General features: G+C 71.0%; 19 protein-coding genes. 12 read left to right on the top strand and 7 right to left on the bottom strand.

From position 1 onward, the window contains the following. Window positions 1-120: 120 nt before the first annotated feature. Complete coding sequence (locus AB0B96_RS29870) at window positions 121-3501, bottom strand: BTAD domain-containing putative transcriptional regulator (protein ID WP_362903939.1); 3381 nt, start codon at window positions 3499-3501, stop codon at window positions 121-123. Window positions 3502-3564: 63 nt separating this feature from the next. Continuing rightward, window positions 3565-5019, bottom strand: a complete 1455-nt coding sequence (locus tag AB0B96_RS29865) for an MFS transporter (RefSeq protein WP_362903937.1) — start codon at window positions 5017-5019, stop codon at window positions 3565-3567. Between the two features lie 82 nt (window positions 5020-5101). Between AB0B96_RS29865 and AB0B96_RS29860 the strand changes: the two genes are divergently transcribed. The 3 genes from AB0B96_RS29860 to AB0B96_RS29850 all read left to right on the top strand — a co-directional run bounded on the left by AB0B96_RS29860 (window position 5102) and on the right by AB0B96_RS29850 (window position 11056). Further along, window positions 5102-5791, top strand: a complete 690-nt coding sequence (locus tag AB0B96_RS29860) for a helix-turn-helix domain-containing protein (protein WP_362903935.1) — start codon at window positions 5102-5104, stop codon at window positions 5789-5791. Window positions 5792-6038: 247 nt separating this feature from the next. Beyond that, window positions 6039-6563 carry a hypothetical protein gene (locus AB0B96_RS29855; RefSeq protein ID WP_362903933.1) on the top strand — a complete coding sequence of 175 codons (525 nt, stop codon included), beginning with the start codon at window positions 6039-6041 and terminating at the stop codon, window positions 6561-6563. A 743-nt stretch (window positions 6564-7306) separates the two neighbouring features. Continuing rightward, a complete protein-coding gene (locus tag AB0B96_RS29850; RefSeq protein ID WP_362903931.1) occupies window positions 7307-11056 on the top strand; it encodes a hypothetical protein in 3750 nt (1249 codons plus the stop codon). Window positions 11057-11191: 135 nt separating this feature from the next. Here AB0B96_RS29850 and AB0B96_RS29845 read toward each other — a convergent pair whose 3' ends face one another. The 4 genes from AB0B96_RS29845 to AB0B96_RS29830 all read right to left on the bottom strand — a co-directional run bounded on the left by AB0B96_RS29845 (window position 11192) and on the right by AB0B96_RS29830 (window position 16637). Then, entirely contained in the window at window positions 11192-13603 is a 2412-nt protein-coding gene (locus AB0B96_RS29845; RefSeq protein WP_362903929.1) for a GH1 family beta-glucosidase, read from the bottom strand. A gap of 355 nt (window positions 13604-13958) precedes the next feature. Continuing rightward, window positions 13959-14762 carry a hypothetical protein gene (locus AB0B96_RS29840; RefSeq protein WP_362903927.1) on the bottom strand — a complete coding sequence of 268 codons (804 nt, stop codon included), beginning with the start codon at window positions 14760-14762 and terminating at the stop codon, window positions 13959-13961. Window positions 14763-14766: 4 nt separating this feature from the next. Next, window positions 14767-15408: a response regulator transcription factor gene (locus AB0B96_RS29835; RefSeq protein ID WP_350942321.1), complete on the bottom strand. Its 642-nt coding sequence runs from the start codon at window positions 15406-15408 to the stop codon at window positions 14767-14769. Continuing rightward, window positions 15399-16637 carry a histidine kinase gene (locus AB0B96_RS29830; RefSeq protein WP_362903924.1) on the bottom strand — a complete coding sequence of 413 codons (1239 nt, stop codon included), beginning with the start codon at window positions 16635-16637 and terminating at the stop codon, window positions 15399-15401. The genes AB0B96_RS29835 and AB0B96_RS29830 overlap by 10 nt, the downstream gene beginning before the upstream one ends. 390 nt (window positions 16638-17027) lie before the next feature. On the opposite strand from AB0B96_RS29830, the gene AB0B96_RS29825 reads away from it, so the two are divergent. Continuing rightward, on the top strand, window positions 17028-17990 hold the full coding sequence (locus tag AB0B96_RS29825) for an asparaginase (RefSeq protein WP_362903961.1): 963 nt from the start codon (window positions 17028-17030) through the stop codon (window positions 17988-17990). A gap of 159 nt (window positions 17991-18149) precedes the next feature. Here AB0B96_RS29825 and AB0B96_RS29820 read toward each other — a convergent pair whose 3' ends face one another. Beyond that, window positions 18150-18659 (bottom strand): VOC family protein, encoded by a 510-nt coding sequence (locus AB0B96_RS29820; RefSeq protein WP_362903922.1) that lies wholly within the window; start codon window positions 18657-18659, stop codon window positions 18150-18152. Between the two features lie 72 nt (window positions 18660-18731). Here AB0B96_RS29820 and AB0B96_RS29815 point away from each other — a divergent pair, with 72 nt between their 5' ends. The 8 genes from AB0B96_RS29815 (at window position 18732) to AB0B96_RS29780 (ending at window position 23565) form a co-directional block, all read left to right on the top strand. Continuing rightward, a complete protein-coding gene (locus tag AB0B96_RS29815; protein WP_350942326.1) occupies window positions 18732-19184 on the top strand; it encodes a MarR family transcriptional regulator in 453 nt (150 codons plus the stop codon). Between the two features lie 237 nt (window positions 19185-19421). Further along, window positions 19422-19616, top strand: coding sequence for a DUF5999 family protein (locus tag AB0B96_RS29810; RefSeq protein ID WP_350942327.1), 195 nt, complete (start codon window positions 19422-19424; stop codon window positions 19614-19616). Beyond that, the gene (locus tag AB0B96_RS29805; protein ID WP_362903919.1) at window positions 19600-20163 is read left to right on the top strand and encodes an ATP-binding protein; all 564 of its coding nucleotides are present in this window, start codon (window positions 19600-19602) and stop codon (window positions 20161-20163) included. Before AB0B96_RS29810 ends, AB0B96_RS29805 begins: the two co-directional genes overlap by 17 nt. A gap of 339 nt (window positions 20164-20502) precedes the next feature. Beyond that, complete coding sequence (locus tag AB0B96_RS29800; RefSeq protein ID WP_362903917.1) at window positions 20503-20733, top strand: hypothetical protein; 231 nt, start codon at window positions 20503-20505, stop codon at window positions 20731-20733. After that, window positions 20730-21152 (top strand): PIN domain-containing protein, encoded by a 423-nt coding sequence (locus AB0B96_RS29795; protein WP_362903915.1) that lies wholly within the window; start codon window positions 20730-20732, stop codon window positions 21150-21152. Before AB0B96_RS29800 ends, AB0B96_RS29795 begins: the two co-directional genes overlap by 4 nt. A 142-nt stretch (window positions 21153-21294) precedes the next feature. Beyond that, window positions 21295-21897, top strand: a complete 603-nt coding sequence (locus AB0B96_RS29790) for a MerR family transcriptional regulator (RefSeq protein WP_362903913.1) — start codon at window positions 21295-21297, stop codon at window positions 21895-21897. Window positions 21898-22744: 847 nt separating this feature from the next. Beyond that, on the top strand, window positions 22745-23212 hold the full coding sequence (locus AB0B96_RS29785; protein WP_350942330.1) for a hypothetical protein: 468 nt from the start codon (window positions 22745-22747) through the stop codon (window positions 23210-23212). Continuing rightward, window positions 23209-23565 carry a hypothetical protein gene (locus AB0B96_RS29780; RefSeq protein WP_362903911.1) on the top strand — a complete coding sequence of 119 codons (357 nt, stop codon included), beginning with the start codon at window positions 23209-23211 and terminating at the stop codon, window positions 23563-23565. The genes AB0B96_RS29785 and AB0B96_RS29780 overlap by 4 nt, the downstream gene beginning before the upstream one ends. Window positions 23566-23829: the final 264 nt, after the last annotated feature.

Raw genomic sequence — 23829 nt, 5'->3', positions numbered from 1 at the left:
GGCGACGCCGGACACGGCATCACAGCCCTTTGCCCGGTAACGAGCCGTTCATGAGTTCCGGAACGAACCTGATCGGCCGGGGCCTCGGTCCCGCCGCTCGCCGGGTCCGTACCGCCGCCTTCATGGCCGGACGGCGAGCGATCCGGCCTCGTCGAGTGTCAGGCCGCCGCCGCGTTCGAACCGGGACGCGAAGCCGTCCTCGCCCAGTGCGGCGCGCGTTCTCGCCGTGATCCTGTCGATGTCGCCGCGCTCGGCGGGTGCCGGTGGCATCGCCGTCGACAGGCGGGCCGAGGCCGCCGCTCCCAGCAGCCGGGCGGCACGGTCGTGGTCCCCGGCGAGGGAGAGCGCCCCGGCCAGGCCCTCCAGGGCACGCATCACGTCACGGACGGCGTCGAGTTCGCGGGCGATCGCGAGGCTCTCCAGGTGCATGGTCCGCGCCGTCGCGGCGTCGCCGCGCTCCTCGAAGACGAAACCGAGTTCGACCAGGATCATCGGTAGGTGTACGAGATTGTCCGTCACCCCCTCCTGCCTCGGAGTCCACCTCAGGATGGTGCGCAGGTGTGTCTCCGCGGCGTCCAGCCTCCCCTCCCTCCTGGAGGCGTAGGCGAGCACCGTCTCCGCGAAGATCTGCCCGCCCTGGTGGCTCTGCTCGGCGGCGAGCCGTGCCGCCCGCTCGCCGGACTCCCGCGCCCGGGTGTGGTCGCCGCGCTGGAGGGCGATCCAGCCGACCCAGGCGAGCCGTACGGCGACCTCGGGCCAGAGCCCGAGCTCCTCGGCCATGTGCAGCCCGTCCCGGTGCAGCCGGTCGGCCCGCGCGTAGTCGCCGGTCATCTCCGCCAGCCCGCCGAGCCACTCCGTTGCCTGCAGCCGGCCCCAGCGGTCGCCGAGCTCGCCGAAGAGTTCCGCTCCCCGCTCGCTGTCGCGTTCGAGCGTGGCCACGTCGCTCCGGATGTGCGCGTGTTTGGCCCGGGTGACGAGAGCCGCGGCCGTGCCCCACCGGTCGCCGAGGACGCCGAAGGCGGTCAGCGCCTCGTCCAGCAGTTTCTCGCCGGCCGACAGGTCGCCGGTGCCCATTCCGGTGAAGGCGAGGAACCACTGGGCTCTGGCGCGCTCACCCGGGTCGTCGATGTCCTCGTACAGACGCATGGTCGCCTGATCGGCCACCTCGCCGTGCATGAACGCGATGCCCGCCTGCCAGGCGAGGGCTCTGGCACGGAGCGCGGGGATCCGCGCGGCGTCTGGCGTGTCAGCGGTGACGCCCGACGTGTGAGTGGTGACGCCTGGCGTCTCGGCGGTGACGTCCGGGGCCTCGACGGCGAAATCCGGCGTCTCGGCCGTGGACTCCGGCGTTTCAGCCGTGGAGCCCGGCTCCTCGGTGACGGAGTCCGGCGTCTCGGTGGCGATGGCCAGCGCCGAGGCGAGGGAGCGCCGGGCTTCCGCCAGCCTGCCGCGCAGGAACCAGTACCAGGTCATCGCGTTCACCAGTCGCAGCCCGGCCTCCCGGTCCCGGCCGGTCACCGCGCCGTCGAGTGCGGTGCGCAGGTTGGCGGTCTCCGCGTCGAGGCGGCGCAGCCACAGCCTCTGGTCGTGCCCGTACAGGTGCCGTCCGGCCTCCTCGGCGAGATCGACGTAGTGGCGCCGGTGGCGCCGCCGCAGGGACTCGAACTCGCCCGCCTCGTGGACGCGTTCGACGCAGTAGGCGGCCACCGACTCCAGGAGACGGTAGCGGGGGCCGTCGGCGGTGTGGGTGACGGTGACCAGGGAGCGGTCGACCAGGCGTACCAGGAGATCGAGCACGTCGGAGGCCGGAAGGTCGTCGGCGCCGCAGACGGCCTCGGCGGCGGGCAGCGTACAGCCGCCGGTGTGCACGGCCAGACGACGCAGGGTGAGGCGCTCCGGGTCGGTGAGGAGGTCCCAGCTCCAGCTGATCATCGTGTGCAGCGTCCGCTGGCGGGGCGGGGCACCGCGATACCCGGTGGACAGGAGACGGAAGCGGTCGTCGAGGCGGGCGACGAGACCGTGCACGCCCAGCGCGCGGACCCTGGTGGCGGCCAGTTCCAGAGCGAGCGGGATGCCGTCCAGGCGGCGGCAGAGCGTGGCGACCGCCGGTGCGGTGTCCGCGTCGAGGGTGAATCCGGGGGCCGTCGCGCGGGCGCGGGCGACGAACAGCCGTACCGAACCGGTTCGCTCCAGCGCGTCGAGGTCGGCGGTGGCGTCCGGCGTCTCCAGGGGCGGTACGTTCCAGACCACCTCGCCGGTGAGGGCGAGGGGTTCCTGGCTGGTGGCGAGGACGCGCAGGCCGGGAACGGCTCGCAGCAGGAGTTCCGTCAGCTCGGCGACGGGCTCGACGAGATGCTCGCAGTTGTCGAGCACCAGCAGCAGCCGCCGGGGGCGGAGCGCGCCGACGAGCCGGTCCAGGGGATCTCCTGAACCGGCGCTGTCATGGATGTCCAGCGCCGTGGTGACCGCGTCGATCAGCGAGCCCGCCGTCTCCAGGGCGCCGGGCCGGTCGAGCGCGGCCAGCTCGACCAGCCACACGCCGTCGGGGAAGGCGTCCGTCAGCCCACGGGCGGTTTCGACGGCGAGACGGGTCTTGCCCACCCCGCCGGGACCGGTGAGGGTGACCAGGCGGCCGGTGCGCAGCAGGGCGCCGATCTCGGCGGTCGCCTCGCCCCTGCCGATCAGGTCGGTGAGGGGCGCGGGCAGGTTCGTGGCGGGCCCGGCCGGGGGAGAGTCCGGTGGTGCGGGTGGGTCGAGTGCCGGATCCCGGGCGAGGATCGCCCGGTGCAGGGCGATCAGCTCGGCGCTCGGATCGAGACCGAGTTCGTCGGCGAGGTGGGCGCGGAGCTCCTCGTAGCTGTGGAGCGCCTCGGTCTGCCGTCCCGAACGGTAGAGGGCGCGCATGTGGGCGGCGCGCAGCCTATCCCTGAGGGGGTGCCGGGTCAGCAGGTCGCCCAGCTCCGCCGCGAGCCCGGTGTGCTCGCCGAGGGCGAGGCGGGCCTCGGCGTGGTCCTCGTGGGCGGTGAGCCGTTGCTCGTGCAGACGGGCGATCACCGGCTGGGTGAAGGGCTCGTCGGTGAAGTCGGCCAGCGCGGGGCCGCGCCACAGGGCGAGCGCGTCGGCGAGCAGCGCCGCCCTGGCCCGGGGGTCGTCGGTCCGCGTCGCCTCCGCCGTGAGGGACAGGAACCGCCACGCGTCGACCGCGTCGGCGTCGACGCGCAGCACGTATCCCGGAGGTGGCGACACCACCAGCTTCCTGGCGCCGGGCTCCGCGTCCTCCAGTACCCGCCGCAGCTGCGAGACCTTGGCCGACAGGGCCCCCGCCGGATTGCCCGGCAGATCCTCGCCCCACAGGTCGTCGACCAGCCGGTCGGCGGGCACCGGGCGGCCCTCGTGGACGAGCAGGTCGGCGAGGAGGGCGCGGACCTTCAGCCCGGGGACGGCGACGGGCCGGCCGTCCGCCGTCCACACCGCCAACGGCCCAAGCACCCCGAATTTCATGAACGTCACCATAACGCGCACGATCTCGCGGGCCGGGCCGTCCGCGAACCCCGCGCGCGGGACCTACCGCGACTCGACGGTCACCGGGGTCTCCCGGCGAATTCCGATGCCGGCCCTGCCGCGCCCACGCAGGCCGAACGCGACGACGGCCGCCGCGGCGAAGGCCATCGCGAACGGGATGACCAGGGCGGTGCGGAAGCCGTCGAGCTGGGTGAGGAGGGAGCCGCCGGAGCCGGTGGCGGCGATGTTCACGGCGGTCACCGCCGACAGGCCGAGCGCCGCGCCGAACTGGAAGGAGGTGTACAGCAGGCCGCCGGCGAGTCCCTGCTCCTCCTCGGCCACGCCGTCGGTCGCGGCGATGGTGAGCGGTCCGTACGCCAGGGCGAAGCCGAGACCAAGAATGATCATGGTCGGGAACATCGCCGCGTACGTCCAGTCGAGACCGACCGGCAGGAACAGCGCGTAGGCCACCGCGGCGAGGCACAGCCCGCCGAAGATCACCCGGACGTTGCCGAAGCGGTTCACCAGCAGCGGGGTGAGAGTCGGCGCGAGGATGGCGTCGATGCTGACCGCCAGCAGGGCGAGGGCCGCCTGCAACGACGACCAGCCGCGCAGTTCCTGCAGGTAGAGCACGACGAGAAACTGGAACCCGAAGAAGGAGCCCCCGAACAGCAGCGCGCCGAGGTTGGCGCGCACCAGGGGGCCCGAGCGGAGGATGCCGAGGCGCACCAGCGGCGCCGCCGACCGCCGCTCGATCGCCACGAAGGCGACGATCAGCGCGACTCCGACGGCGAGCGCTCCGGCCGTCCAGGCCCATCCCCCGGCGGGGTCCTCCAGTCGGACGACCGCGAACACCAGCGTCATCATCGCCGCGGTCACGGTGACCGCTCCGGCCAGGTCGAAGCCCCGCGTGTGACGGTACGGACGCTCGCCGCCCGGGATGAGGAGAAGCGCGGCGACGAGGACCGCGGAGGCCATGATCACCGGGGCGAAGAACACCCACCGCCAGCTGATCTCGGCGAGCAGGCCGCCGACGACGAGGCCGAGCGAGAAGCCGGCCGCCGCCGTACCCGCGTAGACCAGCAGTGCCCGGTTGCGCTGCGGGCCCTCGGCGAAGTTCGTCGTGATGATGGACAGACCGGCGGGCGCCATGAACGCGGAGGCCACTCCCGTCACGAAACGGGCGACGATGAGGATCCATCCCTCGGTCGCGAACCCGCCCAGGCCGGAGAAGACGATGAACACGCCGAGCCAGGCCAGGAACATCCGCCGCCGGCCGAGCAGGTCGGCGGCCCGCCCGCCCAGCAGCATGAAACCGCCGTAGCCGAGCACGTACGAGCTCATCACCCAGCTCAGCGAGCCCGTGCTCAGGTCCAGGTCGGAGCGGATCGACGGCAGGGCCACGTTCAGCATCGCCACGTCGATCCCCTCCAGGAAGATCGCACCGCACAGCACGAGCAGCATGCCCCAGGCACGCCCGCTCATCCGGTCCGAGGGTGGGGACAGTGGTGTGGACACGAGACGACTCCTCGAAGAGGCGCGGGAACCGTGATCGGTTCTCTCTTGTAAGTAGTCGCATCATGAGACACCATCGATGACCATGGAAGAAGGCACTTCGAAGTCACCGAGTCGCTGCCCCGATACCGACGGCGCCTACGGCGCCCACAGCGCCCACGATGCCTACGACGCCCGTCAGTGGGACACCCGGGAAGACTGCGAGGTCCGCCAGATCCTCGACCGGGTCGCGGACAAGTGGTCCCTGCTCGTCATCGCGCTCCTCGACAGCCGCACCCTGCGTTTCACCGAGCTGAGCCGCGAGATCGACGGCGTCAGCCAGCGCATGCTCACCGTCACCCTGCGCCATCTGGAGCGGGACGGCCTGGTGCGCCGCACCGTGCACCCCGTCGTGCCGCCCCGGGTGGACTACGAGCTCACCCCCCTCGGCGTGACCCTGCACGACACCATCCAGTCGCTCGTCACCTGGACGGAGCGGCACCAGAACGAGATCGCCGCCGCCCGCGCGGCCTACGACGCCCGCGCGGACACCGCGCCGGCCGCGACACCGTTACGTAACGAAACTCATCCCCCGGTATCGTTACGTAACGAAACTCGGGCCGTGGTGGCACCGCGCGAGGAGAGCGTTCGCGGCGAGACCCGCTCACGGTGCGAGGTGTGCGGCGAACCGATCCACGCCGCGCGCACGGGCCGCCCCGCCCGGTTCTGCAACGCTGCGTGCCGTCAGAAGGCGCACCGCCGCCGCTCGCGCGCGGCCCTGCGGCCCTCCGGCTGACCTTGCCCCCCTGGCCGTTCCCACGCGGCCCCGCGGCTGACCTCGCACCCCGCCATTCCCCGCAGCCCCCGTGGCCTTCGCCTTTCCCCGCGTTTCGCACATGACCTCGGCGAGAGGCAGGGCGTGGGACGGATCTCGCAAGGGCGGGCAAAGGATTGCCAAGGGGGTCCGTGTCGCGCCCTCCAGTCGGGGTCGCAGCGTGTCTCCTGTCCAGGAGTAATGGCACTGCTTGCCTGGAGGGACGGAGATGAGGAAGTTACTTCATGCCGGCGTGCTCGCGCTCGGCGTGTTCACCGCGGGGTGCGGCGGCGCCGGCGACGGGAGTGCGACCGAGCCGATCGTCGCGGACCAGGTCAAAGCGTCACCCACCTCGCCGGAACCCTCCGACTCGCTCTCGCCCTCGGAGGCGACCAGGGCCAAGGTCGAACTGGGTGAGACGAAGATCGGAAAGGTTCTGGTCGGCGAGGAGGGACGCACGCTCTACCTCTTCGACAAGGACAAGGACGGGAAGTCGTCGTGTTCCGACGCCTGCGCGCGGGCGTGGCCGCCGTACGTCACGGACGGGACGCCGGAGGCGGGTGAGGGCGTCAAGGAGGACCTGCTCGGCACCACCGAGCGGGAGGACGGTACGACGCAGGTGACCTACAACGGTCATCCCCTCTACTACTTCGCCAAGGACACCGAGGCCGGCGAGATCAAGGGACATGACGTCGACGGCTTCGGCGGCGAGTGGTACGCGGTCAACGCCAAGGGGAAGAAGGCTCACGACTGAGCCGACTCGGGAGGGGTACGGCCGAGCCGACCTGACAAAGGCGCGACCGGGCCGACTCGACGAAGACGCCACCGAGCCGACTCGGGAAGGGCACGGCCGAGCGGACCCGACAAAGGCACGACCGAGCCGACAGAGGCATGACCGAGCCGATCCGGGCGGGGCGGCCGAGCCCGCCCGCGAGGCGGAGGACTCGCCCCGCCCGGGCCGTCGCACGCCCGCCGGGACGCTCATCGGGCCCGGACCGTCTCGCCCTGCGGGTACACGTTGTTTGTCTAGTTCGCGAGATCTGTGCTGGACAAAGCCGGAAGCGCTAGAACAGGGGGAGTACGGCCCGGCCGCCGTGAGCGGCCCGTGATGGGGAACGTGCCAGGGCGACGCGCGTCACTCCTCAGAACCACCTGATTCCGCCCGGGGTGGCTCCGGTCCGCAGGCCGGAACCACCCCGGACGGTGCTCGGACGCCGAGCCTCCACGGGGAACGAAGAGGCCGGCGTTTCGCCGTCGGATCGCGCGCGTGAGCGATACCGAAAGGACGGCACGAGAACCCCCGCATCGTTTTCTCTGGGGCCGGTGCGGGGGTGTGCCTCCCGGCGGTGCCCCTCGGCGACGTCGTTTTCGACGGGCGCCGATCCGGCGATTCGGCCCAACCCCTGGACCCGTGAGGCCGGGCATGGTTGCATCTCGACTTGTCCAGAATTGATCTGCTGGAGAAGACAACGACGATCGCATGCCGGCGGGGGCTGAATGGGGCGACCCGAAAGGGCACTCGATCCCGACGCGAGCCCACTTCAGCGGTTCGCGTCAGAACTACGGCAGTTGCGGGAGGCAGCGGGAAAGCCGAGCTACCGGGAGTTGTCCCGGCGCGCGCACTACTCGGTGACGGCACTGTCGGAGGCGGCCGGAGGGGAGATCTTCCCCACGCTCGCGGTCACCCTCGCCTATGTCGAGGCGTGCGGTGGCGACCCCGCGGCCTGGGAGAGGCGATGGCGGACGCTGGCCGCGGAGTTCGCCTCGGCGGACGCCGCCGAGCGGGCCAAGGAGGGCGAGGACGCCCCGTACCTGGGGCTGGTGACCTTCGACCCCGGTGACGCCGACCGGTTCTTCGGCAGGAAGGACCTGGTCGCCGAGCTGTGCGCGCGGCTGGAGAACACCTCCCTGCTGGCGGTCTTCGGCCCGTCGGGGAGCGGGAAGTCGTCGCTGCTGCGTGCGGGGCTCCTGCCGACGCTGTGGGGCGGAGCGCTGCCGGGGAGCGAGGCGTGGCCGACGCTGCTGCTGACCCCGGGCGAGCATCCGCTGGAGGAGCTCGCGATCGGCCTGGCGAACGCGATGAGTGTGAGCGCCTCCTCACTCCACGCGGGGCTGACGGCAGGGCACGCGAACGCCCGCCTCGACGTCGGGCAGCTGCTGGAGGGACGGCCGAGGTCGGCGCGTGCCGTGATCGTGGTCGACCAGTTCGAGGAGGTCTTCACGCTCTGCGGCGACGAGCGGGAACGGGTGGCCTTCCTCGACTGGCTGCTCGCCGCGGCGGACGGCGGCGACCGGGCGCGGGTGGTGCTGGGGGTTCGCGCGGACTTCTACGCCAGGTGCGCGGAACATCCGCCGCTGGTGGCCGCGCTGCGCGACCGGCAGCTGCTGATCGGGCCCATGGACGACGACGATCTGCGGCAGGTGGTCACCGGACCGGCGACCCGCGCCGGGCTCAGGGTCGACCGGGCGCTCGTCGAGGCCATTCTCGGCGACTGCCGTACGGAGCCTGGGGCGTTGCCGCTGCTCTCGCACGCGCTGTTGGAGACGTGGAAGCGGCGCAAGGGCGACGCGATGACGCTCACCGGGTACCGCGCGGCCGGGGGCATCCAGGGGGCCATCGCGCAGAGCGCCGAGCGGGTCTACGGCGAGTTCGGCGACGGGGAGCGCCACCTGGTCAAGAACGTGTTCCTGCGCCTGACGGCGCTCGGCGAGGGCACCGAGGACACCCGCCGCCGCGTCGCCCCCGACGAGCTGCTCTCCGGCCCGAACGGTACGGCGGTGGCGACCGTGCTGAGCAGGCTCACCGAGGCCCGGTTGCTCACCGTCGACGAGGACAGCGTCCAGGTGGCGCACGAGGCGGTTATCCGCTCCTGGCCCAGGCTGCGGGGCTGGCTCGCCGAGGACCGGGAGTTCGTCCGTCTTCACCGGCGGCTCACCGAGGCCGCCGCGGAGTGGGGGCAGCACGGGCGCGAGGACGAGCTTCTCTACCGGGGGATGCGCCTGACCGCCTGGGAGGGCCGCGAACTCGACCGACTCAACGACCTGGAGCGCGCCTTCCTGGAGGCCGCGCGGGCACGCGAGGCCCGTGAGCGCGCCGCGAGCGGCAGGCGGGTCCGGCTGGCGCTGATCGGCACGACGGTGGTCGGAGTGGTGGTCTGCGCGCTCGCCGTGATGGCCTTCGTCCTGGCGGACCGGGCACAGCGCGGGCAGGAGCTCGCCTACTCCCGCCAGCTCGCCGCCGACGCCCGCGGCAGGCTCCAGCTCGATCCCCAGCTCGGCCTGCTGCTCGCCCGGCGGGCGTACGAGGTCAGCCACACCGTCGAGGCCGCCTCGGTCCTCAGGCAGGCCGTCGTCGACTCCCGGGTGGGTTTCGTCCTGCCCGTCGCCGGCGGCAAGGTCTGCGGTGCCTCCTTCTCCCCTGACGGGCGCCTCCTGGTCACGGGCAGTGGTGACGGGACCGTACGGGTGTGGAAGGTGAACGGTCGGGGCTTGTCACCGGACGATCCGGTCGTGCTGCGGGGACACGACGGCGAGGCGTGGAACCCGGTGTTCAGCCCCGACGGACGCTACGTGGCCGCCGGGGGCGTCGACGGGACGGTGCGGGTGTGGGACCTGACGGGTGTGGAGGCGCCCGAGGTTCTGCGAGGACACGAGGGAGCGGTGTGGAACGTGTCCTTCAGCCCCGACGGGCGGCGCCTGGCCGACGCCGGCAACGACGGCACGGTGCGGGTGTGGGACCTCGCCGACGGCGGGGCGCCGAAGGTCCTGCGCGGGCACGAGGGGCGGGTCCTGGGGGTGGCGTTCAGCCCTGACGGCAGGCGCCTGGTCACCGGGGGCGGCGACGGCACGGTACGGCTGTGGGACCCGGAGGGCGAAAAGCGGCCCACGGTGCTGCGCGGACACGAGAACTCGGTGGAGAGCGTGGCGTTCAGCTCGGACGGCGACCGCCTGGCGAGCGCGAGCACCGACGGCACCGTGCGGACGTGGGAGGTGCCCGGTGCGGGCGCGGGCGGGCACGACGGCACCTCCAAGGTCCTGCGCGGGCACGACGGCACCGTCGAGGGGGTGGCGTTCGGCCGTGACGGGCGGATCGCGAGCGTCGGCAACGACGGCACGGTCCACGTCTGGGGCGCGGGCGGCTCCATCGCCCCCCTGGTGCTGAGCGGTCACCGGGGCACCGTGTGGAGCGCCGCGTTCAGCCCGGACGGCCGCACGCTCGCGAGCGCGAGCGACGACGGCACCGTACGGATGTGGGACGTGACGGCGGCGGGTGACGCCGCGATCGTGCGCGGTCACACCGGGGAGGTGTGGAGCGCCGATCTCAGCTCCGACGGGCGGCGGGTGGCGAGCGCCGGCAGCGACGGTACGGTCCGCGTCGGGAACGTCACCGGCGAGGGCGACGCGGTCGTGCTGCGTCCGAAGGGCGGGGAGGTCCTCGACGTCGCGTTCGGCTCGGACGGGCGGCGGGTGGCGGGCGCGCTGGAGGACGGCGTGGTCCGCGTCTGGGACGCCTCGGGGCGCGGGGAGCCCGTGCTCCTTCGCGGTCACCTCGGGATGGTGTGGAGCGTCGCGTTCAGCCCGGACGGGCGGCGGGTCGTCAGCGGCGGCAACGACGGCACGGCCCGCGTCTGGGACGCCTCGGGAGCAGGGGAGCCGCTCGTGCTCCGCGGCCACCGGGGAGTGGTCAGGTACGTCGCGTTCAGTCCGGACGGGCGGCGGGTCGCGAGCGCGGGTGAGGACGGCACGGTCCGGGTGTGGGACGTCTCGGGACACGATGAGCCGGTGGTGTTGCGCGGGCATCAGGGTCTGGTGTGGAGCGTGTCCTTCAGTCCCGACGGGCTGCACGTGGCGAGCGGCGGCAACGACGGCACGGTCCGGGTGTGGGACGTCTCGGGACGCGGCGAGCCGGTGGTGTTGCGCGGGCATCAGGGTCTGGTGTGGAGCGTGTCCTTCAGTCCCGACGGGCTGCACGTGGCGAGCAGTGGCAACGACAACACCGTCAGGATCTGGACGGCCGCGGGCCGAGGCGAGCCCGTGGTCTTCCAGGGGTACGGCGCCTCCGTCGAGAGCGTGGGGTTCGGGCGCGACGGCCGCCACCTGGTCACCACGCACGGCGACGCCACTGTCCGGGTCTGGCGGTGCGACGTGTGCGGCCCGATGGAGGAGGTTCTGAAGCTCGCCCGCGACCGCACCGTCCGCGAGCTCACCGCGGACGAGCGCAAGGTCCTCCTCCAGACCCCCGGCTGACCGTCGGGCCTCCCGCCCGCGTCCCTGCGCCCCCGGTCCGCGAGGCGCCCCCGGTCCGCGAGGCGCGTCCGGGGCGCGGGCCGCCGGACGCGGCTCGCGGTCAGCGCGTCGGGTACGTCCAGCGTCTCGAACAGCTCAGGTGGACTCCCGGACGACCAGCTCCGTGGGCAGGATCGTCGACGACATGGGCCCGCCGTCGATCTGGCGGAGAAGCAGGCGCACCGCCACCCGTGTCTGGTCCTTCGTGGGCACGCGCACCGTGGTGAGCGCGGGCACGGTGTAGGAGGCGGCCTCGATGTCGTCGAACCCCACGATCGCGACGTCGTGCGGCACCCGCCGTCCCGACTCGCTCAGCACCCGCAGGGCGCCGATCGCCATCAGGTCGCCCACCGCGAAGACCGCGTCGAGGGCCGGATCGTCGCGCAGGAGCTGGCGCATCGCCTCCGCGCCCGAGGCGAGGGTGAGGTCGCCGACGGCGATGATCGACCGGTGCCCGGTGTCGCGCAGCGCCTTGCGGTATCCCTCAAGCCGCTCCCCCGCGCCGATCGCGTCCGGGGGCCCGGAGATCGCGGCGATCCGCCGCCGTCCCCGGTCGAGGAGGTGCCTCACCGCCGAGGCGGCACCGCCCACGTTGTCGATGTCGGCGTACGAGATCCGCGTCTCCATCGCGGACCTGCCCAGTGACACGACGGGGACGCCCGTGCGGGCCAGCGCGGCGGGCAGCGGGTCGCTGCCCCGGGTGGACACGAGCACCACCCCGTCGACGTGCCCCGAGGCGGCGTACCGCTCCACCCGGAGCCGACCGGCCGACGAGTCGGCGAGCATGAGGGTGACGCGCTTGCCCGACTCCTCCAGTTCCCCGGTGACCGAGCGGACGATCGCGGAGAACAGCGGGTCGTCGGCCCTGACCGAGGCGGGGGAGCCGGAGACGACGAGCGCGATCGAGTCGGTGCGCCGGGTCACCAGGCTGCGGGCCGCCGAGTTGGGGACGTAGCCCAGTTCGTTCACGGCGTTCATCACGATGGCGCGGAACTCGTCGCTGACCGTGCCCTCACCGTTGATCACCCGGGAGACGGTCGACCTCGACACGCCCGCGCGGGCCGCGACCGCCTCCAGGGTGGGACGCTTGGCGCGCTCGCGGTGCAGCCCGTTGTGCCGGATCACCTCGCGGTACCACAGCGCGCTGTCCTTGGGCAGCCGACGCTGCGTCTCGAAGTCGACGTGCACGATCCCGAAGCGCTTGTGGTAGCCCTCGGCCCACTCGAAGTTGTCCATCAGCGACCAGACCAGGAAACCGCGCAGGTCGGCGCCTGCCTCGATCGCGGCGTGCGCCGCTCTCAGATGGCTCTCGAAGAACGCGGTCCTGTCGGCGTCGTGCACGCGGTCGTCCTCCACCACGTCGTCGAAGGCGGCGCCGTTCTCGGTGACGAGCAGGCCGACCTCGGGGTAGTCGCGCGAGAGCCGGGTGAGCAGCTGGGAGAGACCGGTCGGCACGATCGCCCAGCCCATTGCCGTCGTCGGGGCGTGGGCGCCGCTGAACAGGATGTCCTCGCTGCCGGGGTAGGCGGCGTTGGCGGGCTCGCCCGGCCGGGACCGTACGACGCAGGGGGTGTAGTAGTTGATCCCGAGCAGGTCGACGGGCTGGTTGATCGTTTCGAGGTCGCCGTCGCGGATGTGGTCGATCCCGCCCATGCGTTCCATGATGGCGAGCGCCGGGTCGGGATACTTCCCGCGCAGGGCGGGGTCGAGGAACTGCCGGTTGATGAGGCAGTCGATCCGCTCCACCGCCTCGGCGTCCTCGGCGGAGGGGACGAGGTCGGGGTCGTTCACCTGGCCGGGCGTCATCACCGGCGTGAGGTTCAGGGTGAGGGCGATCTCGCGGGCGCCCGCCTCGCGCAGCACCTGGGCGCCCAGTCCGTGGGCGAGCAGGAGGTGGTGGGAGGCGCGGAACGCCTCCGCCGCCGACGCGCGGCCCGGCGCGTGGATGCCGATGCCGTACCCCAGCACCGCCGACACCCACGGCTCGTTCACCGTCATCCACGTCCCGACGCGGTCACCGAGCCGGTCGTGCATGATGCGCGCGAAGTCGGCGAAGCGGTAGGCGGTGTCGCGGTCGGTCCACCCACCCCGATCCTCCAGCGCCTGGGGGAGGTCCCAGTGGTAGAGCGTCACGTAGGGCGCGATGTCGGCCGCGAGCAGCTCGTCCACCAGCCGGTCGTAGAAGTCGAGCCCGTCGGCGACGGCGGGCCCGGAGCCCGACGGCTGGATCCTGGGCCACGCGACCGAGAACCGGTAGGCGCCGAGGCCCAGCTCCGCCATCATCCGGACGTCGTCGGTGTAACGGTGGTAGTGGTCGCAGGCCACGTCGCCGGTGTGGCCGTCGGCGATCCTTCCGGGCGTGCGGGAGAACGTGTCCCAGATCGACGGGCCGCGCCCGCCCTCTCGCACGGCGCCCTCGATCTGGTAGGCGGCGGTCGCCGCCCCCCAGACGAAGCCCTGGGGAAAGGCCAGGGTCTCGCCCCGGGCCGAGATGGTCGTTGCGGTCATGCTTCGAAAACCCCCCGTCGGTTCTCGCGACTGCCGGAACGCGCGGGGTGGCGGGTCGCCGTCGTCCCGGTCGGTGGAAGCGTTCCACCGCCATCATGAGCACGGTCGCGGCCCGGCGTCGAGAGGTTCCCTCAATGCGTGGGAACGCTCCCACTCTAGGGGGAGAGGGTGGACCAGGACGGGAAGGGAGTACGGTTCGTCCCCTTCCGGCCAGGGGGGTGGATCGGAAGGGGAAGATGCGTGGCTCGTCCCCGCCGGTCAGGGGGATGGGACAGAAGGGGAGGATGCGTGGCTCGCCCCTACCCGTCAGGGCGGGAGGATGTGCGGTTCGTCCTTTTCCGGCCAGGGGGATGGGTCAGAACGGGAAGATGTGCAGCGCACCGCTCCCGGTCAGAGCGGTGATCCGACGAGGTGCGGCCGGGTCGCGCCGCACCTCGACGACCGCGTGCCCCGGGCCGGTCCGCACGTCGTAGCCCTCCCGGTACTCCTCTCCGTCCGGCACCCTCACCCTCACGTCGCCGGTCGTCCTCGCCACGGCGCCGACGTCGCCGGGCGGGACCGTGAACCCCAGGTCGACGTCTCCCGTACCGGTCTCGACGTCGGCCTTCGTGGACCCGAGGTCGATGCCGATCACGTCCCCCGTCCGCGTCCGTGCCCACAGATCGCCCTTCGTACCGTCCACGATCACGTCGCCCACGGTGGTGGAGAGGCGCAGGTCACCGTCGATGTCGCTCGCCATGAGGGTCCCGAAGCGGCGGGACTTCACCTCGACGTCGGTGGCGGCGGGTACGCGCAGGATGTAGTCGGCCTGGCAGGCGGGGTCGCCGGGACGGTCGACGCCGGGGCAGCGGACGTCGAGCCTGAGCGTCCGCCCGTCCCACTCCTCGGTGACCACGGGCCGGTCCCCGGCCCAGGAGAGCATCCGCTCCAGGTCCAGCCGCTTCACCGCTCCAGGCGCGACCGAGATGTTGACGTGACTCGCGCTCTCCACGACGATCCCCGGCGCGGTGAGCGCCCAGGACCGCGCTGTGGTCTCGGTGGTCCGGCGGGGCGCCGTGATCTCGGCCCACGCCCCTATGGCGGTGAGGGCGACGGCGAGCGCGGTGAGCGCACCGCCCGCGACCAGCCAGGCGATCCGCACGTTGTTTCGTATCGGCATGCTTTCAAACCCTCAGAAATCGCAGGACGGCGAGTACCCGGCGGTGGTCCTTGTCGGCGCCGGAGAGATCGAGCTTGGTGAAGATGTTGTTGATGTGCTTGCCGACCGCGCTCTCCGAGACCACCAGGGCCTCGGCGATCCCGGTGTTGGAGCGGCCCTCCGCGATCAGTGAGAGCACCTCGTGCTCCCTGCGAGTGAGCCGGTCCAGCGGGTCGCTGTGCCTGCGCAGCAGCAGCTGGGCGACCACCTCGGGGTCGAGGGCGGTGCCTCCGGCGGCGACCCGGCGCAGCGCGTCGAGGAACTCCTCGACGTCGGCCACCCGGTCCTTGAGGAGGTAGCCGATCCCGCTGGTCGCGGTGGACAGCAGCTGGGTGGCGTAGCGCTCCTCGACGTACTGGGAGAGCACGAGGATCGCGAGCGTCGGCCGCTGGCGGCGCAGCACGAGCGCCGCGCGCAGACCCTCGTCGGTGTGCGAGGGCGGCATCCGCACGTCGGTGACGACGAGGTCGGGGACATGCTCGTCCACGGCGCGCAGCAGCCCTTCGGCGTCGGACACCGCGGCCACGACCTCGATGCCCGCCGAGCCGAGCAGGCGGACGAGCCCCTCCCTCAGCAGCACCGAGTCCTCGGCGAGCACTACGCGCACGGCAGCTCCACTCTGATCGTCGTCGGCCCGCCGAGCGGGCTGTCGACGTACAGGATGCCGTCCACCGAGCCGACCCGGCGGGCGAGGCCGCGCAGGCCGGTCCCGGCGTCGGGGTCCGCGCCGCCGTGGCCGTCGTCGCCGACGGCGACGTGGAGGCGGTCACCGACGCGTTCGACGACGACCTCGGCGCAGGACGCCCCCGCGTGCTTGGTGATGTTGGTGAGCGACTCGGACACGACGAAGAACGCCACCGCCTCGACCGTGGGAGAGACCCGTTCGGCGATGTCGACGCTCAGCCGTACGGGGAACGGCGCCCGCACCGCGAGGCCGGACAGCGCCGCGTCCAGGCCCTGGTCGTTGAGCACGGCCGGGTGCAGCCCCCGGACGAAGTCGCGCAGCTCCTTGAGGGCCTGCTTCGCCTCCTCGTGCGCCTGCACGATCACCTCGCGTGCGGGTTCCGGCAGGTCGGTGAGGGTGGCGCGGGCCATGCCCAGGTTCATCGCGAGCGAGACCAGCCGCTGCTGGGTGCCGTCGTGCAGATCCCGCTCGATGCGGCGGCGCTCGGCGTCCGCGGCGTCGACCACCTCGGCCCGGCTCTCCTGCAACGTCTCGACCCGCTGGACGAGCTGGTCGCTCAGGCTGGGCCCGAGCAGGGCCTCGGCGGCGATCACGTCCAGCAGCGCGAACCCGCGGGCCACCCACGGCGCCGCGACGAACAGGGTCCCCGAGACGAGGACGAACGCCACGCTCCGCCAGCTCTCCTCCAGTGCCCAGTACCGCACGGCGAGCGCGGCGGTGACCAGGCCGCCCGCCCACGCCCCGACGACGGAGAAGGCGCCGATGCCGCTGATCAGCGGGGCGAGCAGGTGGTATCCGAGCCGGCGCCAGGCGCTCAGCGTCCTCGCCTCCTGAACCAGCCGCCTGAACGGGTTCATGCTCAGGGGGCGGCGCGCGACCGGGAGGATGTCGACGTCGAGGAAGGCGGCGAACCGGGACCGCTGCACCCGGGTGAGCAGCCGGACGACCACGAAGGACAGCAGCAGCGCGACCACGGGGACCACCACGGTCCACACCAGCAGCACCGACGCCGCCACCAGCGCCAGGATCGTCCACGCGCCCAGCAGGGCGATCGGTGCCCCCACCACCAGGTGCGCGGTGCGGAGCCAGGTCCGTGCGGACCAGTGGGCGCTGATCCTCTCCCAGGGGGTGGTCATCTCGATGGCGGTCATACGACCACGGTAGAGATCGGGACGGCCGGGACACAGGGGCGAGGTATCCCAGAAAAAGGTAGGGCAAACCCCACCTTCGGCGCGGCCCCTTCCGGTGCGGCTCCCTCAGCGGTTCTCTTGGCGGCCCCTTCCGGTGCGGTCCCCTCGGCGGTCCCTTCCGGTGCCGCTCCTTCAGCGGTCCCCGCCGGTGCGGCCCCTTGACGGTTTCCCGCACCGGTCTTTCTGGCGGCCCTCGTACGCCTCCGCGTCCAGCCGCCCCGAAGGCATCCGCCCCCGACGACCTCTCCTGACATCGCACGACCTCGAAGATAACCCCAATGGGGGTAGTCCTGGGTTATAAATGGAGGAGACCCGAACACGGCCCATCGAAGGGACCGCGCCTTGAAGCGTGTGCTGCTGCTGGCGACCGGCGATCTCATCGCCTACTCCTACGCGCCCGGCCGCCCGGGGTTCTCGTCCGGGGCCGAGCTCCTGCGGGCACTCCCGCCCGGCGCGATCGCCGCGGACGTCGTGGTCGAGGACGTGATGGCGGAGCCCAGCTGGGACATGTCGACCTCGACCATGCTGGACCTGGCCCGCAGGGCACGCTCGGCCGTCCTGGAGCGCGGGTTCGACGGCGTCGTGATCACGCACGGCACCGACACGCTGGAGGAGACCGCCTATCTCGTGGACCTGCTCGCGGGCCGGGCGGCGGAGCGCGGAACCATCGCGCTGACCGGGGCCACGCGCTCCCTGGACGAGCTGTCCCCGGACGGGCCGCGCAACCTCGCCTCCTCCATCACGGCCGCCGCCGACGGCGCCTTGCGCGGTGCCGGGGCCGTCGTGTGCGTGAACGACGAGATCCACGCGGCCCGCTGGGTCACCAAGGTCGACGCCACGAGCGTCGCGGCGTTCTCGTCGGGCACCTTTCCCGTGCTGGGCCGGGTGGTCGGCGGCCGGGTCGAGCCGCTGTCGGCCCCGCCGCCCCGGCCGCCCGCGTTCGTGGGGGACCCCGCGTCGGACGTGGCCCTGATCAAGACCTATCCGGGGATCGGTCCCGCGTCGCTCACCGCCGTCGTGGACGCGGGGGCACAGGGCGTCGTGCTGGAGGGAACCGGCCTGGGCAACGTACCGGTCGAGCTCTTCACGACGATCGCCGAGCTGACGGAGTGGGGGATCCCGGTGGTCGTCGCGTCGAGGTGCCGCACCCACGCGACCCCGCTCGACGAACTGCGCCTGGGCGCGGGGCTCGCCGCTCGCGTCGGGGCGATCGGCGCCCGCGGCCTGGCGCCGTCGAAGGCGCGGTACGCGCTGATGGTCGCGCTCGGGACCGGCGGGATCGACGCCGTACGCGACTGGTTCGGCAGGCTGTGACCCTCGGTGAGGGGATATACGGATAGGTAAAAAACACGAAAAAGGGGAGTATTGCCCGACTTTGCGGGCACGTCGGTGGATGCGAAGTCCGTGATCCGGTGAAGGGCTGGGGAGGCCTTCACCGGATCACCCTTCTCTTCCCCGCGCCACCAGGAGTGCTCAGGCGGGGATCGAGACCCCGAGGCCGCCACGCGTCTCGGCGCCGTACCGCTCCTTCTCCCTCGCGATGTCGAGGGGCTTGATACGGGAGCGCCCGTTCAGCGTCTCCTCGGTGAGAAGCTCGGCGGGAACGAGCCAGGAGACCTCGAACTCCAGCCCGTCGGGGTCCTTGGCGTACAGGGCCTTGGTGGTGGAGTGGTCGGAGGCGCCGACGAGGGCGTTGAGCTCGCCGAGTTTGAGGGCGATCCGCTCCAGTTCGGCGAGGGTGTCGACCTCCCAGGCGAGGTGATAGAGGCCGACCGTCGATCGCCCGGCCCCCGTGGGGCCCGCCTGCGCGCCGACCTCGAAGAGGCCGAGGTCGTGGTCGTTGCTGGATCCCGAGGCCTGAAGGAACGCGGCGCCCGGCATGCCCATGACCGTCCTGAAGCCGAGCGCCTCCTGGTAGAAGGCGACGCTGCGCTCCACGTCGCGGACGAAGAGAACGGCGTGGTTGAGTCGCTGGACCGGCATGGTTCCTCCCAAAAACTTGAACTCTCAAGTACATTACCTCCGTTTCATTGAGAGCTCAAGTAAGATGGCCCCGTGACGCGATGGCTGGACGACGACGAGCAGCGCACCTGGCGCGCCTACATGGCCGCCTCGCAGCTCGTCCTGGAGGAGCTGGACCGGCAGCTGCAGCGAGACTCGGGCATGCCACACGCCTACTACGCCGTGCTGGTGAAGCTCTCCGAGGCACCCGAGCGCATGATGCGGATGAGCGAGCTGGCGGCGGAGGTCAACTCCTCCCAGAGCCGCCTGTCCCACGCGGTGAAACGGCTGGAGGAACGCGGCTGGGTGCGACGCGAGCCGTGCGCCGCCGACAAGCGCGTGAGCTGGGCGATCCTCACCGACGAGGGCTTCGCCGCCCTCACCGCCGCCGCCCCGGGGCACGTCGAGGTCGTACGACAGACCCTCTTCGACCGCCTGACCCCCGACCAGCTCCGCCAACTACGAGAGATCTGCACCGCGATCCTCCCCGCCCAGGACCCCTCGTAGCCGAATACGCCGGTAGGGGCGGGGCTTTGCTTGGGCATTGCGGTTAGCAGGTATGCCAGGGGGGTCGTTGGCATGGGGCGGGAACGGGTGCTGCCAGCGCAGACAGCGGGCGGCGGGCGCGGCATCGTAGGGGGTGAAAGCAGCTCACCGGACCGGAAAAGCCGACGATGAACGTCAATCCGGAAGCGGTGGCTCCCGAAGACTCTCCCGCGAGAGTCAAGGATCGAGGTAACGGCCATGTGTCAGCACCAGCCTCAGTGCCCATCCGCGAACGCTCCTGACCACGACGCGGCCCGCCTGGTGGCCTTCCACCCCGAGCAGGGGTGGGGACTCCTCTGCAACGGTGTGGTGCTGTTCGAGGACAACGGCGAGCTTCTGCCCGACGGACGCAGCATCCCGGCTCACCGGGGTTCCTATGCCCAGGCGGCCTGAGCTCATGCGCCAGGGCTCCGCGACCAAGCAGACGGCACCCGGCCGGCCGGTCTCTCCGGCCCGACCGGGAAACGTCCGTCCGCCGGGATGGCGGCGCCTCCTGCGCGGGCTCGGCGAGCCGGTGATCCGAGCCGCCCGCGCGGCGCGCGTCCGGCGGGTCTCCTGGACGCTGTCGCCCGCCATCTCCTCGACGCCCCTGGCGCGGCGTCTCGTCCGAACCCAGCTCGACGACTGGGGATGCACGGGGGAGAGCGACATCGCGGAACTGCTCGTCAGCGAGCTGGTCACCAACGCCGTGCTCCACGGGCGGGGAGCACCGGTCGTCACCCTCTCCTGCCGGGAGGGCACGCTGCGCTGCGAGGTCGAGGACGAAGATCCATCCCTCCCCCAGGTGCGCGAGGAATCCGACGAGGGTGAGAACGGTCGCGGGCTGTTCCTCGTCGACACCCTGTCCCGGTCCTGGGGCACCGGCCGCACGCGCACGAGAAAGTACGGAAAGGCCGTCTGGTTCGAGCTGCCCGCCCACCAGGCGCGCCAGGCTTCCTGACCGTCCATCCGCGATGGGATGATCCCCCTAGCTTTGAGGTTCCCCATCTGTACAAGAACCCGGACAGCTACTGCGGCATCGGCGGCACCAACGTCAAGCTAGGTGACCCGTCCGAATGGGCCGCCTGCCGGACGGGCCTGGCCCCGACCGAGGAGTAGCGCCGACTTCACCGGCACGGCTCGCGCCCGGTTTCCGAGCGCGGGCTCGCTGTTGTCCCTTCGTCGATCCGGAGAGCCGACGAAGCCGATCGCTTCAGGCGACAGGACCTGAACGCATCGCTTCGGGGCAAGTGTGCTGGTAGATCGGTGCTTTCCGGCAGGGTTGGCGTAGACTCCGGCTATGACCGCTGCTCCTGAAGAGTACGAGGACATGCATCGGCTGGTCGATCGACTGACGCCGGACCAGCTCCATGAGGTGCGCGCGCATACCCTGCGTCTCGTCCACTCCGGTGAGGGTGAGCCGGGTCAGGAGTGGCCTCCTTCCTGGTTCGGATCGGTGACCACCGAGCGGGACGACATCGCCGAACGCACTGAGGATCTCCTGCGCCAGGGGTATGGTCACGAAGTGTGATCGTTGTTGACACCGGCCCCATCGTCGCCGCTGCCATCCGAAATGACCGCAGGCACGATGTCTGTGTAGAGGTGTTCAACCAGTTCCGCAGAGAACGACGCGAACTCCTCGTTCCGGCTTTCGTGGCAGGTGAGGTCTCCTACATGCTCGGCAAGATCGGCGGAGCCAAGGTGGAGGCCGGATTCCTACGCTCGCTGAGATCCGGAATCTTCGCCCTGGTCGATCTCACAGACGATGACCTCAACCGTATCGCCGACCTGGTGGAGCGCTATTCAGACCTTCCTCTCGGATCGGCGGACGCCTCGGTGGTCGCCGTCGCCGAGCGTCTTCGCATCGCCGAGGTGTTCACCCTGGACACCAGGGACTTCTCCGTGGTGCGGCCCGCGCATGTCACCGCCTTCACCCTGGTGCCCGGCTGACCGCTCCATGCCACCGGCTACATCGCGTTGGTAGGCACCAACGTCAAGCTAGGTGACCCGTCTTGCCGAAAGATCAAAGCCTGACTCCCGGTTTTGGGCCTGAAACAGGGAGTACCCTGAAGAGGGAAGGAGAACCATCCTCGTGACCGATGTCAGGCCTCGGAAGGCTTCAGCCGGAACGGCTAAGAAGCGAAAGCATCGGACGCTCCCGCCGCAGAGTGATTGTGAGACGGGTGCCACAGTGCAGGCTCCTCGCAGAAAAGAGATCGAGGAGCGGGCTGCGCTGCTCTTGTTCGAGCAGGCACAACGGCTGGACGAGGTGGCCGCCAGCACTCGTGAGACCGGCACCCGTGACACGGTCCGGGAGGTCGTCCAGGATCTGCTCGCTCACGCCGAGCCGGTGCGGGCGACGATCGCGTCGAAGATTCTCGGTGTTGACGAGAAGACGGTTCGCGCGTGGGCCAAGGAAGGGCTACTCGTCCCGGTCAGGGGAAGGCCCCGCCTGATGCTTGAAGCCGAGCGTCTGTACACCGTGGCAACGCTCGTCCAGGATCTACGCCAGGCCGGCCGCACCCGGAATCTGGTCGAGGCGGTCTGGCAGCGCCTGCAGGACCAGGAGCTTCTGGAGAACGATCAGCTGACCGACGGTCTTCGGCAGATGCAACAGGGCGAGGGCCGTCCGTGGCGAGAGATCAGGGCAGAGTGGAGTTCCAAGAATTCGGAGCTGACCGCCGGTGAAGACTGAGGTCTATCTCTCGGTTCTCGCGGAGAAGCACGCTGAGACCTTGCGCGGAGCAGATCTCAGGTCATTTGTCGCTTTTGTCGGTGATCTGGAAGTGCGCGGTTGCGCGGCCCTTGGATATCGGCTCACGGGGGAACTCCCGGTGAGTCGGCTGTGCGTCAAGCATCTGAGAGGCGCCATGCGCGTCGTGGTCGCCTTCAAAGAGCCGGGTCACGCATGGGTTCTAATGCTGGGACCCCATGATGAGCGCAACCGGACGCACGATGTCTATACCTCGTCTATACCTCGCTGTGGGAGGTGTGCGGGCTGGACGCGCCGCCGGTGGGTGAGCGTACCAAGCCCGCCTGTTGTGACGACGGCGGCGCGGATCCGAACCTGCCGGAAATAGATGATCTGGTGACTCGTTGCCGTGATCTCGCCAAGCCGCCTCGTCGGCGTAAGCGCCCAAGCTGACAAACTCCGGACTTAACGGCCGTTGCACGCCAAGCGGCACCAACGTCAAGCCAGGTGACCCATCCGAGTGGGGCGCCTGCCAGACAGACCTGGTCCCGACCGAGGAGTAACGCCGACTTCACTGGTACAGCTCGCGCCTGGCTCCTGGGAGCGGGCTGTGCCCGCTTGCGGGGCTCGCCTCTGACTTCCTGGTCGTGAGTCATGTCCGTCTGCGAGGCTTCGCCGTTGCTCCTTCATCGAGCTGGGAATGCTTTGGGGCTGCCGTACGATTCATGGCTGTTGTTCGCGCCGAGGGGCGTTTGGCGGCTCGGTCCGGTCTGCTTACCGACAGGCGATCGTGTGATGCTCCTTCTCCGGTTCACCGACTTCAGAATGTGTTCTGACTTACGATGGGAGGGTGAGCAGTAACGCCGACGCCGTCACCTTCTCGGACCTGTCGAGAAACCCCCGAGCCGTCGCCGAACGCGCCGCGCGCCTCGGACGAGTACGCGTCACTCACCGCGACGCCCCAGACTTCTACCTGACCGCCGTTGATCGTGAGGATCGGCGCGAGCAGACCCTGGCTACGGCATCCCGCCTGTTCCTCGCGCTCATCAAGCACGATCCGACCGCCCGCACACTGGTCATCGCCATGCCCGAAGTCTTCCCCTGGGTGCGCCACCTCACCTCCACCGAACTGCGTGCCTTCACCCTCGAACTGGTGGAGGCGCTCTCCGACGCCGCCGAACTCGATGTCGATGTCACCACGCAGGAAGTCATCGCGGGCTGGCGGGCGACCGCTCGAATCAAGGCCGACCCCGCCCATTACGCCCAGGCTCGCAAGGCCACAAGCGGCGACTATGGAGCGGTAGAGGTCTCAGCGTGAGCCCAAAGCGGGGTGACCGGGTCACGGTCCCGCCTCCGGATGACGAATGGGACATCCGGTTCGGTACCGGTGACGCGGTCAGGGGGTGGGAGGAGCTGTGCCGCCACGCCCTGGGCAACACACGCCGATGTTTCGAGGCGTTGCGCGCTGATCCGCGCTCACGTGCGGATCACGAGCGTCAACATCGCCTACGCGGTGACCTCGCGACTCATCGTCATAATGGCCAGGACCTGGAGCAGTGGGAGTTCGAGGTCACCAGTGGCGGGCGTGTCCGCTATGTCATCGATGACGCCACTCGCACCGTCTGGATCGTCTACGCCTCCCCCCGGCACCCGAAGGACACCGACGCCTGAAGCCTGAGGGCGGGGAGCCGATCAGGTGATCTCTTGTCCGGACCGCGACAGCCTCCCGAACCCTGGTGGCCGCTGCGGCATCGGCGGCACCAACGTCAAGCCAGGTGACCCGTCGGGGTGGGCGGCCTGCCAGACGGGCCTGGTTCCGACCGAGGAGTAGCTCCACAGCTCTCGCTGTACGGCTCGCGCTCAACTCTGAGCGCGAGCCGTATGCTGTAGGCGTCGCTTGCGTTTATTTCGTTTGTTGCGGATACTGCGAGAAGG

The organism is Streptosporangium sp. NPDC049046 (genome assembly GCF_040649155.1).
GTDB lineage: Bacteria > Actinomycetota > Actinomycetes > Streptosporangiales > Streptosporangiaceae > Streptosporangium.
This window is presented reverse-complemented; position numbering and strand designations above follow the sequence as displayed.

Coding starts and splice junctions, on each gene's coding strand:
- AB0B96_RS29870 (WP_362903939.1), bottom strand. CDS start 3,501: ATGAAATTCGGGGTGCTTGGGCCGTTGGCGGTGTGGACGGCGGACGGC.
- AB0B96_RS29860 (WP_362903935.1), top strand. CDS start 5,102: ATGGAAGAAGGCACTTCGAAGTCACCGAGTCGCTGCCCCGATACCGAC.
- AB0B96_RS29855 (WP_362903933.1), top strand. CDS start 6,039: ATGAGGAAGTTACTTCATGCCGGCGTGCTCGCGCTCGGCGTGTTCACC.
- AB0B96_RS29850 (WP_362903931.1), top strand. CDS start 7,307: ATGGGGCGACCCGAAAGGGCACTCGATCCCGACGCGAGCCCACTTCAG.
- AB0B96_RS29845 (WP_362903929.1), bottom strand. CDS start 13,603: ATGACCGCAACGACCATCTCGGCCCGGGGCGAGACCCTGGCCTTTCCC.
- AB0B96_RS29840 (WP_362903927.1), bottom strand. CDS start 14,762: ATGCCGATACGAAACAACGTGCGGATCGCCTGGCTGGTCGCGGGCGGT.
- AB0B96_RS29830 (WP_362903924.1), bottom strand. CDS start 16,637: ATGACCGCCATCGAGATGACCACCCCCTGGGAGAGGATCAGCGCCCAC.
- AB0B96_RS29820 (WP_362903922.1), bottom strand. CDS start 18,659: ATGCCGGTCCAGCGACTCAACCACGCCGTTCTCTTCGTCCGCGACGTG.
- AB0B96_RS29810 (WP_350942327.1), top strand. CDS start 19,422: ATGTGTCAGCACCAGCCTCAGTGCCCATCCGCGAACGCTCCTGACCAC.
- AB0B96_RS29805 (WP_362903919.1), top strand. CDS start 19,600: ATGCCCAGGCGGCCTGAGCTCATGCGCCAGGGCTCCGCGACCAAGCAG.
- AB0B96_RS29800 (WP_362903917.1), top strand. CDS start 20,503: ATGACCGCTGCTCCTGAAGAGTACGAGGACATGCATCGGCTGGTCGAT.